General features: G+C 62.0%; 19 protein-coding genes and 1 pseudogene. 8 read left to right on the forward strand and 12 right to left on the reverse strand.

Annotated elements, in window-relative coordinates; translation table 11 throughout:
• Window positions 1–53: 53 nt before the first annotated feature.
• The gene (locus HKK57_RS16840) at window positions 54–500 is read left to right on the forward strand and encodes a multidrug/biocide efflux PACE transporter (RefSeq protein WP_029296483.1); all 447 of its coding nucleotides are present in this window, start codon (window positions 54–56) and stop codon (window positions 498–500) included.
• A gap of 15 nt (window positions 501–515) precedes the next feature.
• Here HKK57_RS16840 and HKK57_RS16845 read toward each other — a convergent pair whose 3' ends face one another.
• Entirely contained in the window at window positions 516–1,274 is a 759-nt protein-coding gene (locus HKK57_RS16845; protein WP_092237699.1) for an SDR family NAD(P)-dependent oxidoreductase, read from the reverse strand.
• A gap of 123 nt (window positions 1,275–1,397) precedes the next feature.
• On the opposite strand from HKK57_RS16845, the gene HKK57_RS16850 reads away from it, so the two are divergent.
• Window positions 1,398–2,294 (forward strand): LysR family transcriptional regulator, encoded by an 897-nt coding sequence (locus HKK57_RS16850; protein ID WP_029296487.1) that lies wholly within the window; start codon window positions 1,398–1,400, stop codon window positions 2,292–2,294.
• Here the strand turns inward: HKK57_RS16850 and HKK57_RS16855 are convergent.
• On the reverse strand, window positions 2,291–3,208 hold the full coding sequence (locus HKK57_RS16855) for a LysR family transcriptional regulator (protein ID WP_029296489.1): 918 nt from the start codon (window positions 3,206–3,208) through the stop codon (window positions 2,291–2,293). The two genes, HKK57_RS16850 and HKK57_RS16855, sit on opposite strands and share 4 nt — an antisense overlap.
• Window positions 3,209–3,327: 119 nt before the next feature.
• Between HKK57_RS16855 and HKK57_RS16860 the strand changes: the two genes are divergently transcribed.
• The 3 genes from HKK57_RS16860 to HKK57_RS16870 all read left to right on the forward strand — a co-directional run bounded on the left by HKK57_RS16860 (window position 3,328) and on the right by HKK57_RS16870 (window position 6,151).
• The gene (locus tag HKK57_RS16860) at window positions 3,328–4,152 is read left to right on the forward strand and encodes a 5-oxoprolinase subunit PxpA (RefSeq protein ID WP_029296491.1); all 825 of its coding nucleotides are present in this window, start codon (window positions 3,328–3,330) and stop codon (window positions 4,150–4,152) included.
• A gap of 152 nt (window positions 4,153–4,304) precedes the next feature.
• A complete protein-coding gene (locus HKK57_RS16865; RefSeq protein WP_029296493.1) occupies window positions 4,305–5,183 on the forward strand; it encodes a 5-oxoprolinase subunit B family protein in 879 nt (292 codons plus the stop codon).
• Window positions 5,180–6,151 (forward strand): biotin-dependent carboxyltransferase family protein, encoded by a 972-nt coding sequence (locus tag HKK57_RS16870; RefSeq protein ID WP_169390450.1) that lies wholly within the window; start codon window positions 5,180–5,182, stop codon window positions 6,149–6,151. The genes HKK57_RS16865 and HKK57_RS16870 overlap by 4 nt, the downstream gene beginning before the upstream one ends.
• Window positions 6,152–6,270: 119 nt before the next feature.
• Here HKK57_RS16870 and HKK57_RS16875 read toward each other — a convergent pair whose 3' ends face one another.
• The 3 genes from HKK57_RS16875 to HKK57_RS16885 all read right to left on the reverse strand — a co-directional run bounded on the left by HKK57_RS16875 (window position 6,271) and on the right by HKK57_RS16885 (window position 9,615).
• On the reverse strand, window positions 6,271–7,887 hold the full coding sequence (locus tag HKK57_RS16875) for an inorganic phosphate transporter (protein ID WP_029294389.1): 1,617 nt from the start codon (window positions 7,885–7,887) through the stop codon (window positions 6,271–6,273).
• A 127-nt stretch (window positions 7,888–8,014) separates the two neighbouring features.
• Window positions 8,015–9,037 carry a transporter gene (locus HKK57_RS16880; RefSeq protein WP_092237684.1) on the reverse strand — a complete coding sequence of 341 codons (1,023 nt, stop codon included), beginning with the start codon at window positions 9,035–9,037 and terminating at the stop codon, window positions 8,015–8,017.
• A 272-nt stretch (window positions 9,038–9,309) separates the two neighbouring features.
• A complete protein-coding gene (locus HKK57_RS16885; RefSeq protein ID WP_029294393.1) occupies window positions 9,310–9,615 on the reverse strand; it encodes a PepSY domain-containing protein in 306 nt (101 codons plus the stop codon).
• A gap of 151 nt (window positions 9,616–9,766) precedes the next feature.
• Here HKK57_RS16885 and HKK57_RS16890 point away from each other — a divergent pair, with 151 nt between their 5' ends.
• Window positions 9,767–10,648, forward strand: coding sequence for a sterol desaturase family protein (locus tag HKK57_RS16890; protein WP_029294395.1), 882 nt, complete (start codon window positions 9,767–9,769; stop codon window positions 10,646–10,648).
• A 57-nt stretch (window positions 10,649–10,705) separates the two neighbouring features.
• On the opposite strand, the gene HKK57_RS16895 is transcribed toward HKK57_RS16890, so the two are convergent.
• Window positions 10,706–11,383, reverse strand: coding sequence for a helix-turn-helix domain-containing protein (locus HKK57_RS16895; RefSeq protein WP_154906738.1), 678 nt, complete (start codon window positions 11,381–11,383; stop codon window positions 10,706–10,708).
• Complete coding sequence (locus HKK57_RS16900) at window positions 11,384–12,511, reverse strand: glycerophosphodiester phosphodiesterase (protein WP_154906739.1); 1,128 nt, start codon at window positions 12,509–12,511, stop codon at window positions 11,384–11,386. It lies immediately after the preceding gene.
• Window positions 12,512–12,757: 246 nt separating this feature from the next.
• Between HKK57_RS16900 and HKK57_RS16905 the strand changes: the two genes are divergently transcribed.
• Window positions 12,758–13,081 (forward strand): DUF2025 family protein, encoded by a 324-nt coding sequence (locus HKK57_RS16905; protein WP_029294400.1) that lies wholly within the window; start codon window positions 12,758–12,760, stop codon window positions 13,079–13,081.
• Window positions 13,082–13,188: 107 nt separating this feature from the next.
• Here HKK57_RS16905 and HKK57_RS16910 read toward each other — a convergent pair whose 3' ends face one another.
• The gene (locus tag HKK57_RS16910) at window positions 13,189–13,515 is read right to left on the reverse strand and encodes an antibiotic biosynthesis monooxygenase family protein (protein ID WP_169390451.1); all 327 of its coding nucleotides are present in this window, start codon (window positions 13,513–13,515) and stop codon (window positions 13,189–13,191) included.
• The gene (locus HKK57_RS16915) at window positions 13,512–14,219 is read right to left on the reverse strand and encodes a CTP synthase C-terminal region-related (seleno)protein (RefSeq protein ID WP_169390452.1); all 708 of its coding nucleotides are present in this window, start codon (window positions 14,217–14,219) and stop codon (window positions 13,512–13,514) included. The genes HKK57_RS16910 and HKK57_RS16915 overlap by 4 nt, the downstream gene beginning before the upstream one ends.
• Window positions 14,220–14,299: 80 nt before the next feature.
• Between HKK57_RS16915 and HKK57_RS16920 the strand changes: the two genes are divergently transcribed.
• The gene (locus tag HKK57_RS16920) at window positions 14,300–15,187 is read left to right on the forward strand and encodes a LysR family transcriptional regulator (RefSeq protein WP_104910758.1); all 888 of its coding nucleotides are present in this window, start codon (window positions 14,300–14,302) and stop codon (window positions 15,185–15,187) included.
• An 18-nt stretch (window positions 15,188–15,205) separates the two neighbouring features.
• Here HKK57_RS16920 and HKK57_RS27375 read toward each other — a convergent pair whose 3' ends face one another.
• The 3 genes and pseudogenes from HKK57_RS27375 to HKK57_RS16930 all read right to left on the reverse strand — a co-directional run bounded on the left by HKK57_RS27375 (window position 15,206) and on the right by HKK57_RS16930 (window position 17,747).
• Entirely contained in the window at window positions 15,206–15,757 is a 552-nt protein-coding gene (locus HKK57_RS27375) for a methyl-accepting chemotaxis protein (protein ID WP_224791131.1), read from the reverse strand.
• Window positions 15,758–16,525 (reverse strand): annotated as a pseudogene (locus HKK57_RS27380) (PAS domain-containing protein); the annotation flags it as partial.
• A gap of 163 nt (window positions 16,526–16,688) precedes the next feature.
• A complete protein-coding gene (locus tag HKK57_RS16930) occupies window positions 16,689–17,747 on the reverse strand; it encodes a diguanylate cyclase (RefSeq protein WP_029294409.1) in 1,059 nt (352 codons plus the stop codon).
• Window positions 17,748–17,801: the final 54 nt, after the last annotated feature.

Genomic DNA, 17,801 nt, shown 5'->3' on the forward strand with positions numbered 1-17,801 from the left:
TATCGAGTGAGGGATCGATAATGGCAACCCAAGACATTCCCAGAGCCACACTTATGAACACCACCAAGTCCGTCACCGAACGTGTTTTCCAGGCCCTTGGCTTCGAAGGCCTGGCCTTGCTGATCTGTACCCCGTTGCTCGTCTGGATCACCGGCCGGCCGGCCCTGGAAATGGGCGCGGTGACCCTGGCCATCAGTTTGTTGGCGCTGACGTGGAATATGATTTTCAACAGCGTATTCGACCGCCTCAAGGTGCGCCTGCAACTGGCCAACAGCGTCAAGACCCGGATCGTGCACGCCCTGCTGTTCGAGGGCGGGCTGATTCTGTTTGCCGTGCCGCTGATTGCCGCGTGGCTGAATATCAGCCTGATGCAGGCGTTTATCCTGGATATCGGCGTGCTGTTGTTCTTCCTGCCGTACACCTATGTGTACCACTGGGTCTACGACGTGCTGCGGGAAAAATTCCTGTGCAGGAGCGAGCTCGCTCGCGAAGGGCGTTAACGATGACGCGGGCCGTCAGACGAACATCCCACCCGACGCCTCGATGCGTTGCCCATTGATCCACTTGCTGCCATCGGCCAGCAGCGTGGAGATCGCCCCGCCAATGTCGTCCGGCAGGCCGACCCGACCCAGGGCCGTGTTGCTGGCGACAAAGGCATTGATCCCGGCGTTATCGCGCACCGCGCCGCCGCCGAAGTCGGTTTCAATGGCGCCAGGGGCGAGCGTGTTGACGCTGATCCCTCGTGCACCCAACTCCTTGGCCTGGTAGCGGGTCAGTACTTCCACCGCGCCTTTCATTGAGGCGTAGGCGGCATAGCCCGGCAGGCTGAAACGCGCCAGGCCGCTGGAAATATTGATGATGCGCCCGCCATCGACGATCCGCGCGAGCAGCTTCTGGGTCAGGAAAAACGGGCCCTTGAGGTGGATCGCGACCATTTGGTCGAACTGTTCTTCGGTGGTCTCGACAAAACTGGCGTGGGTGCCGATACCGGCGTTGTTGATCAGGAAATCGAACTGTTGCTGTGCGAAAACTTCCTTCAGCGTGCGGCCAACTTCGCCGACGAAGCCGTCGAATGTGGCGCTTTTGCTCACATCCAATTGCAACATGGCGGCGCGGCCACCGAGTTGTTCAATCTGCGCCACGACTGCCTGTGCCTCTTCGGCCTTGCTGTAGTAGGTGCCGATAATGTCGATGCCTTGGGCGGCCAGGTGCAGGGCGGTGCTTTTGCCCAAGCCACGGCTGGCGCCGGTGATCAGTGCGATTTTACGGGTCATGGTGCAGTCCTCGGAGCGGGTGGGTAACGCTGGGACTGAGTGTATTTGTCCGGGCATTACGTGATAAACATGGCTGATCCGGAATCACTGGTCGGATCAGACGAACAATCACGGATCACCACCATGAACAAGCTGGAGTTGTTGCGCACCTTTGTCCGCGTCACCGAGCTGTCGAGCTTCACCCAGGCCGGCGATAGCCTGGGGCTGCCGCGCTCGACCGTATCCGAGCAGGTGCGCGCCCTGGAAGACCTGTTGGGCACGCGTCTGTTGCAGCGCACCACGCGTAAGGTGCAGGCCACCCAGGACGGGCGGGTGCTGTATGAGCGCAGCAAGGACGTGCTGGCCGATATGGAGGAGCTGGAAGGGCTGTTTCGCCAGGATGAGGCGCAATTGACCGGGCGGATCCGTATCGACATGCCCAATGTGATGGCGCGCAAGGTGATCGTGCCGCGCCTGCCGGAGTTTATGGATCGGCATCCCTTGATCGAGTTGGAAATCAGCAGCTCTGACCGTCAGGTCGACCTCCTGGCCGAAGGCTTTGATTGTGTGCTGCGCGTGGGCGTACAGCCGGACCAGTCGGTGGTCGCACGGCTGTTATGCAGCATGCCGATGATCAACTGCGTAAGCCCCGGCTACCTGCAACGCTATGGCGAACCCAAGACCCTGGCCGACCTGGCCGCACATCAGTTGGTGCACTACGTGCGGCCGCTGGGCGCGCGTTCAGCGGGTTTTGAGTATGCGCAGGGCAACAAGGTGCAGCGCATTGCCATGGCCGGGCGGGTCACGGTCAGCAGCACAGACGCGTACCAGTCGGCATGCCTCGCCGGTTTCGGGATCATCCAGGTGCCGGGGCTGGGCATCCGCGAATTGCTCGAAAAGGGCGAGCTGGTGGCGGTGCTCCCCGACTACCCCGCGCCCGCGCTGGATGTGTCGATGTTGTATGCCGGCCAGCGGCACTTGCCGCTACGGGTGCGGGTGCTGATGGACTGGTTGGCGGCCACCTTGAAGGGCCTGCTTTAACGGCGTGTGGATAATTGCTGGGGCGCGAGGAAGGCGTCGTGGAAGTAGTCGCGCAATGCTTGCATCGCCGGGGTGAACGCGCGTTCGCGGTGCCAGGCCAGGCCGACGCTCATGGGCGTGACCTTGTCGGTCACGCTCAGGGTCTCGATGCGCTTGCCTTCCAAAGACCAGGGGCGGTGCACCAGGTCGGACAGAATCGCCACGCCGCTGCCATTGGCCACCATACTGCGCACCGCTTCTACCGAACTGGTGCGCAGCCGCACCTTGGGCGCTTGCCCGGCCTGTTCCCAGTAGCGCATGGCACTTTGTTCTGCCTCATCCACGGTCAGCAGGATATAGGGCTCGCGCGCCACATCGGCCAGGCTCACCGCACGGCGTTCGCACAGCGGGTGGTGGCTGGGCAGCCACAGGCGGCGTTCGGAATTGAACAGGATCTGCGAGACGATATCCGGGTGGGTCAGGTTGGCGGTGAGCACCACGGCCATATCGAACTGGCCATCCAGCAGCCCTTGTTCGATCGCCTGGCGCTCCTGCTCGAAGACCTCGATGGTCACGTCCGGATGCCAGTGTTCCATGCGTTGCAGGTGGTGCGGCAGGAAGTAACCCAACACCGTGTAACTGGCCGCAACCCGCAGCACGCCACTGGCGCGGTAGTCTGGCAGCGGACTGTTCAGCGCGTCGTCGACACTGCGCACAATCACATAGGCGCGGTTGAGAAAATGCCGCCCGGCATCGGTCAGGTTCATGCCTTGGGCCGAGCGCACAAACAGCTGGGCACCGAGCATGGCTTCCAGCTCCTTGATCGCGGTGGTCACCGCCGACTGGGAGATGTTGAGGTGGATCGCCGCCTGGGAAATCTGGCCGATTTCGGCGGTGGCGACAAAGTAACGAACCTGGCGCAACGTCAAGGACATACAGATTGCTCGTCGTGGTATCTGATTTTCAGAAGATACCCTATCTGATAATAGATCTTCCCAAGGGATCAAGGGCCGGCCTATTTTCGATGGCACGAACTCTTGCGGAGCAGGCCCCGATGCAAACAGTGGATTTCAACTCGGACATGGGCGAAAGCTTCGGCCCCTGGACCATCGGTGACGGTGTGGATCACGAACTGATGGCGTTTATCAGCTCCGCCAACGTGGCCACCGGCTTCCATGCCGGCGACCCCGGCACCATGCGCCGCACCATCGAGCGCGCCAAGGCCTTGGGCGTAGCCATCGGCGCGCACCCGGGCTTTCGCGACCTGGTGGGGTTTGGCCGCCGCCATATCAACGCCCCGGCCCAGGAACTGGTAGACGACATGCTCTACCAACTGGGTGCCCTGCGCGAATTGGCGCGGGTGCAGGGCGTGACCTTGCAGCACATCAAGCCCCATGGCGCGCTGTACATGCACCTGGCCCGGGACGAAGAGGCCGCACGGCTGCTGGTAGAAAACCTGCAGCGCCTGGAGCCTGAACTGCTGCTGTATTGCATGCCCGGTTCGGTGATCTGGCGCATTGCCAAGGAGCTGGGGCAGCCGGTGGTTCGCGAGTTTTATGCCGACCGTGAGTACGATCTGTCTGGTTCCATTGTGTTTACCCGCAACGTACGCGCCCTGGACCCCGCAACGGTGGCAGCGCGGGTGCTGCGTGCCTGCCAGACCGGCTTGGTGCGCACTGTCGAAGGCGAAGACCTGTTTATCGAATTCGATTCCATCTGCTTGCACAGCGATACACCGGGCGCCCTGGATCTGGTGGAAGCGACCCGCACAGCCCTGGACCAGGCGGGCATCACCGTGGCATCTGGCAGACCTGCTGTGGCGAGCGGGCTTGTTGTGGCGAGCGGGCTTGCCCCGCGCTGGGGTGCGAAGCAGCCCTAAAACCTGCCACCCGGATCTTTCTGATAGAAATCATTGGTCTTGTTGGGGCTGCTTCGCACCCCAGCGCGGGGCAAGCCCGCTCGCCACAAGAATCCCGCCATCTACATGGTTTTTTTGCCTGCCTTTCTACAATGATTCCAAGAGGAACAGACATGGCTCAAACATCCCCGATTCGCTACAGCTTTGGCGCCGATGAGCATTTGTTCGCCGAGGTCAGCGAAAGCATGTCCCTGGAGGCGTTCTTCAAAGGCATGGCTGTCACCCGTGCGGTGCAGCGCCTGGAACTGCCCGGCGTGCTGGATATCTGCCTGGCCAATGCCTCGTTCCAGATCCGCTTCGACCCGGACCTGATCGCCCCCCATGTGCTGCTCGACGCGGTGCAAACCGCCGAGGCCCAAGCGGTGGCCGAACGTACCTTGCATACACGCATCATCGAGATCCCGGTGCTGTACAACGACCCCTGGACCCATGAAACCCTGATGCGTTTTCGCGACCGTCACCAAGACCCCACTGGCACGGACCTGGAGTACGCGGCGCGGGTCAATGGCCTGGCGGATGTCGAGGCGTTTGTTGCTGCCCACAGTGGCGCGCCGTGGTTTGTGTCGATGGTCGGCTTTGTGGCCGGCCTGCCGTTCATGTTCCAGATGGTCGAGCGCGAGCGCCAGTTGCAGGTGCCCAAATACCTGCGCCCACGCACCGACACGCCGAAGCTGACACTTGGCCATGGCGGCTGTTTTGGTTGTATCTACTCAGTGCGCGGTGCCGGCGGCTACCAGATGTTTGGCGTGACCCCGGCGCCGATCTACGACCCGGCCCAGCAGTTGGCCTACCTCAAGGAGCACATGGTGTTCTTTCGCCCAGGCGATATTGTGCAGTTCAAGCCCATCGACCGGGATGCCTACGACCTGGCTGTGGCCGAGGTAGAAGCCGGACGTTTTGACTTACGCATTCGCCCGGTGGAGTTCTCCCTGGATGCTTTTTTTGCCGACCCGACCGGCTATCCGAAAACCCTGCAGGAGGCGCTCCTATGATCAAGGTGCTCAAGCCTGGCCTGGCGACTTCCGTGCAGGACCTGGGGCGCGAAGGCTTTTACCACTTGGGAATCCCGCCGTCCGGCGCCCTGGACCAGTACGCCTTGAGTGCGGCCAACCACCTGGTGGGCAACCCGGCGGGCGCGGCGGGGTTGGAATGCACGCTGATCGGCCCGGAGCTGGAGTTTCAACAGGATGGGTTGGTGGCGCTGAGCGGCGCGCTGATGTCGCCGCGCCTGGACGGTGAAGTGGTGCACCAGGACACGGCATTCCAGGTGCGTGCCGGGCAGGTGCTGCGCTTTGAGTTTCCGGTGGCCGGTGCGCGGACCTATCTGGCGGTGGCCGGGGGGATCGACGTGCCGCTGGTGCTGGGCAGTCGCTCCACCTACACCTTGGGTGGGTTGGGCGGGTTTCATGGGCGGCGCTTGCAGGAGGGGGATGTGTTGCCTATCGGCGAGACCCGCGGGCAAGGCCGGGCCGGCAACAGTTTGCCGATGGCCCTGCGCCGCTCGGTGGGCGGCGATGTGACATTGCGTGTGGTGCCGGGCTTGTATTACGAGCGCCTGACGCCCGAGGCCAAAAGCAGCTTTTTCGCCGAACCCTGGACCGTGGGCTCCGAAGCCGACCGGATCGGCTACCGCTTCAAGGGCGGCAGTGCCTTGAGCTTCCAGCCACGGCAGCAACCGTTTGGCGCAGGCTCTGACCCATCGAACATCGTCGACAGCTGCTACCCCATCGGCTCGATCCAGGTCCCGGCCGGCCTGGAACCCATCGTGCTGCACCGCGATGCCGTATCCGGCGGCGGCTACGCGATGATCGGCACGGTGATCAGCGCCGACCTTGATTTGATCGGGCAGATGCAGCCCAACCAGCGCGCGGGGTTTGTCGCGGTGACGTTGGAAGAAGCGCTGCAAGCGCGGCGGGTGTACAAGAAGCGGCTCAAAGCGATGGCCGGGTTGTTCGCCTGACTCCCCCAAACGCTGTAGGAGCCGGCTTGCCGGCGATAGCGGTAACCATCAACAGAGGTGTTGAATGTTATGCCCTCATCGCTGGCAAGCCAGCTCCTACAGAGTTTTGGGGGGCAGGGTCAGAAGAGTTGGGTGAACAACCAGTACAAGCTACCCGACAGCACAATCGCCGCCGGCAACGTCAGTACCCAGGCCATCAACAAATTGCGGATGGTCTTCATCTGCAAGCCGCCGCCATTGGCGACCATGGTCCCGGCCACGCCCGAGGACAGCACATGGGTGGTGGATACCGGCAAGCCGAACATGTCTGCGGCGCCAATGGTCAGCATGGCCACGGTTTCCGCCGAGGCGCCCTGGGCGTAGGTCAGGTGGGTCTTGCCGATTTTCTCGCCGACGGTCACCACGATGCGTTTCCAGCCGACCATGGTGCCCAGGCCCAGGGCGATGGCCACGGCGATCTTCACCCATAGCGGGATGAAGCGCGTGGCGTTGTCGATCTGTTGCTTGAACAGTTGCAGCTTGCCCTGGGTGTCAGCATCGAAATGGCCGACCTTGCCCTTGTCCATCAGGCGAATGGTTTCGCTGGTCAGGTACATGTCGTTACGCACGTTGCCCATGGCCTCGGCGGGCACTTTGGCCAGGGAGCCGTAGCCTTTCACTTGTTCACCGATGTGCCCGGTCAGGGCGGCGAGGGCGGGGATCAACTCGGGCGTGACGTCCTTGGTGCGCACATAGGTCGACAGCGTCGGTCGCGGGTCGGCCGGGGCCGCCTGCGGTGCGCTCTTAACCAAGGCTTGCTGGGTGACTTCTGCCACCGCGGCAAATTGCAGGGATTGATCGGCCGGCATGGTGCGGTTCAAGGCGTAGGCCATGGGCAGGGTGCCCACCAGGATCAACATGATCAGGCCCATGCCTTTCTGGCCATCGTTGGAACCGTGGGCAAAGGATACGCCGGTGCAGGTCACGATCAGCATGCCGCGAATCCACCAGGGCGGCGGTGTGTTGCCCTTGGGGGCCTTGTACAGCGAGCGGTTTTTCACAAAGGCCCGCAGTGCCAGCAACAGCAGGGCTGCAAAGCCGAAGCCGATCAGTGGCGACAGCAGCAGCGCGTAGCCGATCTTGATCGCTTGCGCCCAGTCCACGCCGCTGGTGCCGTCGCGGCCGTGCATCAGGGCATTGGCCACGCCAACACCGATGATCGACCCGATCAGCGTATGGGAAGACGACGCCGGCAGGCCCAGCCACCAGGTGCCGAGGTTCCACAGGATCGCGGCGATCAGCAGGGCGAAGATCATCGCAAAACCAGCCGATGAGCCGACCTGCAGGATCAACTCCACCGGCAGCAAGGCGATGATGGCAAAGGCCACCGCGCCACTGGACAGCAGCACCCCGAGGAAGTTGAAGAACCCCGACCAGACCACGGCGAAATGCGGCGGCAGCGAGTTGGTGTAGATCACCGTGGCTACGGCGTTGGCGGTGTCATGGAAGCCGTTGACGAACTCGAACCCCAAGGCAATCAGCAACGCCACGCCCAGCAGCAGGAACGGGGTCCAGGTGGTGACCACCGTGCCCAACTCTTGCATGTCGTGCATCAGGCTGTAGGCGGTGAACAACAGGCCCATGGCGAGTACGGCGAAGAACACGATCACCGTGAGCAGGCCGGGTTTCTTGTCCAATTGCGGTTTTGCGTCAGTGGCGCCTGCCTGGGAGGAGGCAGTGAGGGAAGGGGTGGCCATGCCGGAGCATCCAGTGTGGGGAGGATGTTTCCCATGATCGTTGCAGAATGTTACAGAGATGCTGCGTCAAATCAGTGTTTGGTGGATAGAGATCACCGCCGGTCCACAAATCCCTGTAGGAGCCGGCTTAGTAGTCCCGGCGCTTGCGAAACGCCCATCGGCCGGCAATCAAGGTGAACGTCGCCACCAACGCCACCAGGATCCAGAACCCTTCGGGGTCCTGGGAGAGCGGCACGCCACCGACGTTCATGCCAAAGAAGCCGGCGATGATATTGATCGGCAATGCCAGTACCGTCACCACCGTCAGGGTAAACAGCGTGCGGTTGCTTTGTTCGTTGAGGTTGGCGGCGATTTCTTCCTGCAGCAACTTGATCCGTTCGCCCAGGGCCGTGAGGTCGTTGATGATCAGGGCGAATTCTTCGGTGGATTTGCGCAGCTCCTTCACGTCTTCCTTTTGCAGCCACTGCGGCGGGCGATTGAGCAGGCGCAGCAGCGAGCCCGGCTCCAGCGCCAGCAGGCGTTGCAGGCGTACCAGCACCCGGCGCATGGCCCCCAGTTCGGCGCGGTTGGTGGACAGGCGCGAGGACAGCAACTGGTCTTCGATCTGGTCCACACTCTGGCTGGTCTTGCGCACGATCTGTGTCAGCACCTCGCCTTGATCGCGCAACAGATGCACCAACAGCTCCAGCGGCGAGCGGAAGTGCTCGCCGGCCTTTACCGAGGAGCGCAGCTTGTCCACCGAGTGCAAGGGTTGCAGGCGCGCACTGATCAGCAGGCGGCTGCGGGCGCAGACCCACAAGGTGGAAATGTCCGAGGACATCATGCTGCTGAAGTTGAACACCACGTCGTTGACCACCGCCAGCAAGGCTGAGTCCACATGCTCGATGCGCGTCGAGCGCGAGCCTTCGTGCAGCGCCTCGAAGAACTCTTCGGGCAGTTCCAGGTGGGCCTGCATCCAGCGTTGGCAGGCCGCGTGGGCCAGGTTCAGGTGCAGCCACAGGAACTCATCGGGATCAGCCGGTTGTTGCAAGGCCTTGAGCACAGTCGCTGAGTCGATTTGCTCGGCTTTTTCGCCGGGCTTGAAGCGGAAACCATAAAGCAGGCCAAACAGGTCGGAGTCCTGGTGGCCGTGGTCGATGCTGTGGTTCATGGTGGCTCGCAGAGGAAAGCGACAGGTGCGCGTCGAGCAATCATTGCAAGGGGATTTGACAGTTTTGTGTCAGTCACCAGCGGCCTGTGGCACGGCGGCTTGTTGTGGTGAATTAGCGTGCTGTGGCGAGGGGGCTTGTCCCCCGCTGGGCTGCGCAGCAGCCCTGAACCCAGGCGCTGCGGTCTTATTGGGGCTGCTGCGCAGCCCCGCGGGACAAGCCCCTCGACACGGGGGGCTTGTCCTGGACCGGTTACCAGAAGTGCTGGGGTAACTCAGGTGTCTTGCTTGTTTTCCAGTACTTTGCCGGTCTTGGCGTCGAGCTTCACGTCCCATTTCTTGCCAGTGGTGTCGGTCAGGTCCACTTCGTAGACCAGGGTACCGGCTTCGTTGTCCAGTTCAGTGTCGTTGATGGTCGCGCCGGCGTGTTGGGCCAGGGCGGCGGCATTCAGTTTTTCAAATGGCATCACGGCACCCGATTGCAGCAGGCTTGGAATCTGGTCCGGGCGAACATCCGCCTGGGCCAAACCAGCAGTCAGGGTCAGGGCAGCAGCGGCGAACAGAGCGGTCAGGTTTTTCATGGTGGTGTCCTTTGGGGTGAGCTGTTTAAGTAGGATCAGATTAACCCGCGCAACTTAATTCACCCTTAATTGTGTAGGACGTTTGCGTTGTTTGTTCAATCGCCCCGCGCCGGGAAATTTCATGCTGGTGTCTCAACTTCAGGAGACACACATGAAACAGATACTGGCTTGGCTATATGCACCCGTGTTCTGGGTGGGGTTTATAGGTGGGGGGCTTTGGTTGGTCACGGTTGGCGCGTCGCAGTGGTTGCTGGCGGTGTTTGCGCTGGCCATCGGCGTGTCGTTCATTGCCGAGTTGTGCTTGCCCTACGAGCCTCAGTGGAACCGCCCGCTGGGCGACCGACGCCGGGATGTCCTCCATGCATTGGTCAATGAAAGCCTGAATGCCCTGGGGTTGCTGGCATTGCCGCTGCTCACGGCCTGGCTGGCGATCGAGGGCGCCTGGCCGCGTGCCTGGTCACTGTGGGCGCAATTGCTGCTGGCCATCGTGATTGCCGATGCGGGCATCACGCTGATGCATTACGCCAGTCACCGCATCGCCGCACTCTGGCGTTTGCACGCGGTGCACCACAGCGTGCAGCGGCTCTATGGGTTCAATGGCTTGATGAAGCACCCCTTGCACCAGATGCTTGAGGCTACGGCGGGTTTGCTGCCGCTGATCCTGCTGGGCATTCCAGTGGAGGTAGCGATGTTGCTGGCGCTGGCCATTGCGGTGCAGTTGCTGTTGCAGCACTCCAATGTCGATATGCGCCTGGGGCCGCTGCGCTGGGTGTTTGCCTGGGCGCCGGTGCATCGCTTTCACCACATGAAGTACGGGCGCGCGGGGGATGTGAATTTCGGTTTGTTTTTCAACCTGTGGGACTGGCTGTTGGGGACTGCGTTTTACACCGAGGACTATCGAATGGGCGAGGGCGACCTGGGGATTGGTAGCCGTCCGGATTTCCCGGTGGATTATCTTGGGCAACTGCGTGACCCCTTTACGGCGACCCAGTTGAGTAAAGAACCGCCTGTCCCAAGCGCTCTCCAAATGTAGGCGTGAGCTGTCTGGTTTGATGCGGTGCTCTCGAGTTCTTCGCGAGCAAGCTCGCTCCTACAGGGGGAGGAGGTGTACCCGCAGATGGCGTAACGAGGCCCCGGCGGTCACGCCAAACAGTTGCTTCATGGTCCGGGAAAAATGCGCCGAGTCGGCAAACCCCGCGCCATGGGCAGCTTGTGTCAACGTGTGGCCGTTCAGGGCCAGGTCCAGGGCCAGGCGCAAGCGTCGCCACATCACCAGGCGCCGCACCGGCACGCCGAGTTGGCTGACGAACAGGCGTTCCAACTGGCTCAACGACAGGTGCGCCGCTTCTGCCAACGCTTGCGCCGAGACCTTGCCGTTCAACTGTTGATCAAGGGTGTGCAGTGCGCGTTGCACCCGCTCATCGTCAGCCTGGCGACGTGGCAGTTGGCGCAAAGACTGCTCAAGGCGTTCGGGGGAAAACTCGGCCGTCTCCAGGGTTTTTTGCAACGAATCGAGGTCGAATGCCCCGGGTTCCACATAAGCCATCAACACAGTGCCGGGGGCGTGGACGATGGCATGGGGCTGGCGAGAGGGGATGAACAGGCGATAGGCCGTTTGCAGGTGCCCATCAAGGCTGACGGTGACGGGGCTGCCCGAGGACAGGATAAATTGATGGGCGTAATGAGCGTGGGGCGCAGTGCGCCCCGTCTCACCGAGGATCAGGCCGTAGTCACGGCCCAGCCACAGTTGCCCTGACCACTCGTTCACTCAGTAACCGTTGTCCTGCAGCAGGTCCTGCACGCTGGACGACGGCCAGCGCTTGTAGAACTTCAGCAGTTCGGCGGCGCGGTTGGTAAAGATGCCATCAACCCCGGCGCTCATGACCTTCTCGAAATCCACCGGTTCATCGACGGTATAGACGTGCACCAGCAGGCCTTTGTCGTGGGTCAGCTGGTTCATCTCGGGCTTGACCAGGTCCGAATAGCTCTGGTCGCCGAGGTTCGTCAGCTGTGCGGACGGGCCGGTGCCAATCGCCCCGAGGCTCTTGGCTTCATCGACCCACTTCTCGAATTCGGCAGCGTCCTTGGGTTCCTGCTTGGCATAGTAGGCCGCCTTGGTCGACTCGCCGGATTCGGCGAAGGTCACCTTGGACTTGGGCTCGATGCTGCCTTCACCCACCCACAGCAGCAGGATTTTCGGGGTGTTGGGCATTTCTTTCTGCAGTTCCTTGAGGCTGGCGGTCTCGAAGGTCTGCAGCACCACGCGGCCCTTGCCCTGGCCGACGCCCGTGTTGCTCTTGCCCAGCTTGGAGCCCACGGAACTGAGCCAACCCTTGTCCAGCAGCTTGTCTTTCAGATCGGCTTCGATCCCCGGAAACTGCTTGGGCTCCTTGGTTTCGATGTACAGGCCGGGTTTGTGCTGGGGGTTGCCTTCGGCGATCTTGATGATTTCGTCCAGGCTGAGGATTTTCAAACCGACAAAGCCCGGGCGCGCACGATCCGGGTAGGCGGCGTTGAACCAACTGCCGGCATCCAGGGTTTGCAGTTCTTTCCAGGTGAACTCGTTGGCCGGGCTGTCTTTGCGCTCAGGGAACTTGGTGGCCACGTCGGTGGTGCGTTGCAGATTGTTGTCATGCAAGGCGAACAGGACGCCGTCCTTGCTGCGTTGCAGATCCAGCTCCAGGTAGTCGGCACCCAGGTCGCGGGCAAGCTTGTAGGCGGCGGCCGTGGACTCCGGGGCATCGAAGGACGCACCTCGGTGGGCGATCACGGCAGGGTGGGGAATGCCGTCCTTGGTCGCCAGTTCAACCGGGCTGATGGGGCTTGCAGCCTGTGCGTGGCCAAGGCCCATCATCAGAGCGAGCAGCAGGGCACTCTTGGTAAACGTAGCAGGCATGTGCGAGGTCCTTTCGTGGAGGTAGCTTCAAGAAGGGTTCCTTTTTAACAATTGCATGCAAATCGCGCTATCACCAAACCGACATTAACGTGCGCATGCGCTATTTTTCTGCGCTTTTGTGCCGTGCTATGCAGTACTCTTGGTCCGAGCTTCCCCGCCAGAGGGAAACCTGTATTGCCTTATTTTTCTGCCTCGCGTGTAAACCATCGTTCACTTCCCCTGTGGGATTTTTCAGTGAGGTTTAGCATGCGCATCACTTCAGAACTCATCTGCCAGGCCGCCGACCAACTCAACGGCTTTGTCGGCCTGAACCGCAAGACCGGCCAGTACATCGTACGTTTCAGCGAAGACTCGTTCGGCATGGACGTCGCCGACGACGGCATCATCCCCACCAGCGAGTTCGTCTGGCAGCCCGCGGCCGACCAGGCCATGACCCTGTCCCGCGAGCACATCCAACTGCTGCTGGACCAGAACATCGACGACCGGATCAACATCACCGAACCGCTGCGGGTGTACATGCGCCGGGTTGAAATCCCGCAGATCAGCGCGGTGCGCAGCCTGGTCAGTTGATCACGCTCACCCCTTGTAGGCGCTGGCTTGCAGCGATGGCGCCAGCAAGAATGCCCCGGCAAGCCAGCGCCCACAGGGGGGCACCGATCGCCAGTTCAACCCTGCAACTACAGGGTGTTGAAGGCGTAAGCCCGCTCCACCTTGCATACCCGTGTGTGAAAGGCTGAGTACCAGGTGGCCCTACCTTGCTCGCGCACTTCGCGGTGCTCGGTGTGTTGTTTCCAGGCCAGGATGGCGGCCTCGCTGGCCCAGTAGGACACGGTAATTCCCAACCCCTCTTCGCCCCTGGCCGACTCGACACCGAGAAACCCCGGTTGCTGGCGGGCCAGTTCGAGCATGCGTTCGGCGGCCTGTGCGTAGCCTGGATCGGTATCGGTGCGCAGGGAGGTGAAGATCACGGCGTAATAGGGCGGGGCGGGTGTCTGGGCAATCATGCCGAGCGCTCCTGGCAGGCCCTGAGCCATGCCGTGACCAGCGGCACGTTGGCTCCCTTGAGTGCCGCGCGTTCTGGCTGGAACAACGCGGCGACAAAAAACGGATGGTCCAGCAGTTCTATCGCCCGCACCTCGCCCGTGGAGTCATGGGCGCTGCCAATCAGATTGTCCTCCAGCAATGCCTGTTCGAAGTCGTGATTGACGCCATAGCGGCAACGATAAGCCTCTTGAATTTCAGGAGTGCCGTAAGCTTCGGCAATCCGTGTGAATGCCATTAGGCGTAACGGGGCGATGGTCTCGACCAGGGCGCATGCCAAGGGGGCGATCACCGCACGGGGCGCATCGGGGGCCAGTTCGCCATGTTCGGCATCGGCCCAGCCCAGCACATTGCGCGCATATTCCAGCACGGCATGTTGAAAACCGCCGCATGTGCCGAGGAAAGGACGCCGCTGTTCGCGGGCAAAACGGATCGCCCGCAAGGCACCGTCGATATCGCGATAAGGGCTGGCAGGTACGCACCAGAATCCGTCGAAGGGTTGCAGGGATTGGGGGTCGAGGAGAGTGTCAGTGGCCAGCCACTGAGCATGGATCGTCAGGCCCAGCTGTGCGCTGGCCTGTTGCAACGCAATCGGGATGGCTTGGTGTGCGGTCACTTGCGGGTCGTAGTCGCCAATCAGGGCGAGGTGCAGGGCAGTGGGGTTCATGGCTGGCGTCCAGTGGCTTGTCGAGTCCTGGAGCGCACTATAGATTGGCGCTCACGCAATCAATATTGGCGTTACTCCACATGCTCAATGCAGCCACGCACTATCAACTCGACTATCCCGACCTAGCGCTGGTCCTTGCCCTGGTGCGTGGTGGCACCCTGGCCCGGGCGGCGGCCTTGCTGCGGGTGGATGTGTCCACGGTGTTTCGGGCTGTGCGGCGCCTGGAGTCGTCACTGGGCCAGGCGCTGTTCGAAAAGAGCCGTGCCGGTTACCTGCCGACCAGCCTGGCCACCACACTCGCCCAGCAGGCCGAACGTGCCGAGCAGGCGTTGGAAGCTGCGCGGGTTGGGGTGGAGCAGGGCGGCGAGGTGATCAGCGGCACAGTGCGCCTGACCTGCACCGATTCGGTGTTGCAGGGCCTGTTGCTGCCGGCCCTGGCCCGGTTCATGCCGGGCTATCCGGCGCTGACTCTGGAACTGAGCACTTCCAACGACTTTGCCAACCTCAGTCGGCGCGATGCCGACATCGCCTTGCGCCTGACCCGCACTCCTGCGGAGCATTTGGTGGGGCGGTGCCTGGGGACGGTGTCTTATCGCGTCTGCGCCAGCCCCGGCTATGCGCAGCAGCACGACATTCAGGACTTGGCCAGCCTGGCCTGGATCGCGCCGGATGACTTCCTGCCCGACCACCCCACCGTGGCTTGGCGTCGCCAGCACTTGCCCGGCGTCAGGCCCAGCTACCGCTGCAACAGCATGTTGTCCGCGACCGAGTTGGTACGTGCCGGCCTGGGCGTGGCGGCGCTGCCGGATTTTCTGTTGGGGGAAGGCCATGGGTTGCAGCCACTGGGGCCAGCACTCGCGGGGCATGATACGGCCCTGTGGTTGCTCACACGCCCGGACTGCCGGGCGCTGCGATCAGTGGTGACGTTGTTCGATGAACTGGGCCAGCACTTGCGCCACCCCTCGTAGGTGCCGGCAAGCCAGTCTCTACAACCCCACCCGGTCATTGGCAAACATACTCACTGCCCGCACGGCATCACTGGTGCCTTCGCGAATCTGCAGGATCACCGTGCCGGCCTGGTTGGCCAGGTCCACGCCTTGGGCGGCCCGGTCGCGGGTGCTGTCCATGCTGTCGATGGCCTGGCGGGTTTCGCTCTGGATCATCTCGATCATGCTCGAAATCTCCGCCGTGGAGCCGCTGGTGCGGGCGGCCAGTTGCCGGACTTCATCGGCGACCACCGCAAACCCGCGGCCCTGGTCACCTGCGCGTGCGGCTTCAATGGCGGCATTCAAGGCCAACAGGTTGGTCTGGTCGGCAATCGCGCGAATGGTGTTGACGATGGCGGTGATCTGCTGCGAGCGCTCGCCCAACTTGGCGATCAGTCTGGATGAGCTTTCTATGTCGGCGGCAATGTCATGGATGCCGCTGGCGGTCTGCTGAATCACCTCGGCGCCTTTTTCGGCGATCTCCCGGGTCTGCAGGGAGATGTGATAGGCCTGGGTGGCGCTCTGGGCATCTTCGGCGTGTTTTTCCACCATGGCGGTGACGTCCGACGCGAACTTCACAATCTTGCACAAGCGGCCGCTGGCGTCGTAGACCGGGTTGTAGTTGGCTTCCAGCCACAGCGTCTGGCCGGTGTGAGTGATGCGCTCGAACTGGCCGCTGAATAACTCACCCTGGTTCAGCCGGCGCCAGAAATCGCTGTATTCTTGGCTGGTGGCCAGCTCCGGTTTGCAGAACAGGCGATGATGTTTGCCCTGGATCTGCGACAGGCTGTAACCCAGGCGCTGGAGGAAGTTCTGGTTGGCGGTAATGATGGTGCCGTCGAGGTTGAACTCGATCACCGCCATGGCACGGTCAATCGCCTCGAGCTTGGCATTGGCTTCGCTTTCAGCCTGCATCCTGGCGCTGACGTCCAGGGCATATTTGATGACTTTCACCACTCGGCCGGCCTGGTCGCGCACCGGGTTGTAGCTGGCTTCCAGCCACACCGAGTGGCCATCGGCGGCGACGCGCTCGAAGGTGCCCGACTGGAACTGGCCGTTGCGCAGTTGCGTCCATAATTGGCCGTAATCGGCGCTGCGGGCAAACGCCTGGGTGCAAAACAGGCGATGGGGTTGGCCGACGACTTGATCCGCGCGGTAGCCCATGGTCTTGAGGAAGTTGTCATTGGCGCGCAAAACGCTGCCTTGTAGATCGAACTCGATCACGGCCATGGAGCGCTCGAGGGCATCGAGCAGGCCGGCTTGTTGGCTGATCGTTTCTTGCAGGGTAGTGATGGTTTTTTTATGGGCAGTAAATAGCATGGTCGCGGGCTCAGTGATGCACAGTGCGAGAATGTATCCATGGTTGCGCTTGCTCACCGTGTAGCCCCAGGCCCACGGCAGACGTGCTCATTGCCGGCTTCCCTTCTACCGGCAGACAGTACAGATCAGAGCTCTGAGTCTTGGCCCCCGAGGGAAGTTCTATTCAGGCGGAACGGGCCACCAGGGATTCAGCCACCGTCACCCGATTGCGTCCGGTGCCCTTGGCGGCGTACAGCGCCTTGTCCGCTGCGTTGAGCCACATATGAGCCTGGGTAAATTGCACCTGGTAGGCCGCCAGGCCAATGCTCAGGCTGACCCGCAGCTCCGGGACCTGCGGGTCGCGGTAGCGGCTGAACATTTCCCGCAGACGCTCCATCACATAGCTGGCCTGTTCCAGCGCAACGTCCGGGAGGATCACGCAGAACTCGTCGCCACCGTAGCGGCCCGCCAGGTCATTTTCCCGCACGTTGCGCTGCAATTCCTTGCTCAGTTGTCGCAGCACTCGGTCACCAACGATATGGCCATAGGCGTCGTTGATCTGCTTGAAGTGGTCGATATCGATCAGCGCAATGGTGGCCTGGGATTGTTGCTGCTGGCACTTGTGGAACTTCAGTTGCAGCAGGTCTTTCCAGGAGCCGTGATTGAGCAGGCCGGTGAGGCTGTCGGTACGGCTCAAGGCGCTCAGGGCACGCTTGTGTTCCGACAGCTTGATGGCCAAACGATAACTGGCCATGCCGATGGCGACGGGATAGAGGATCAACATCGGCAGGCACGCATACACCTGGATCAGGCCGACGTTGGGGTTGAATGAAGGGCCGAATATCAGCCAGGCGAGTGCCACGCCCACCAGTTGCGCGAGCATGCCCTGGACCATCAACCGCTTGCCGCCCGCCGCGACGTTGTGCATGGTCATCATCGCGAGGATGGTCACTGCGGTCAGTGGTGTGAATTGCGTAGCTGCAGCCCAGAACCCACCGGACAGCGAGTCATACAGCAGGTTGCGGCGCTCGGCCTGGTAGGGAAATGCCGAATGGCTCGATAACTGGTACGCCAGGTGCGGCCAGATAAATGCGTTGAGCAGCCACAACGCCCAGATCCATCCGGGCATGGCCAGCGGGTACAGGGCGGCCAGCACGCACAGGCTGCCAATGCCCAGCCCGATAATGCGCGGCCGATAAATGCGCCGGGCAAACGACAGCCCTTTGCCTCGAAGGTTTTCCATAGATCCCTGCGTCAGGTTTTTCTTTTTTTAAGGGGCGACGGCGTACGTTTACCA

Source organism: Pseudomonas sp. ADAK21, from assembly GCF_012935735.1.
In the GTDB taxonomy this organism is placed as follows: Bacteria; Pseudomonadota; Gammaproteobacteria; order Pseudomonadales; family Pseudomonadaceae; genus Aquipseudomonas; species Aquipseudomonas proteolytica.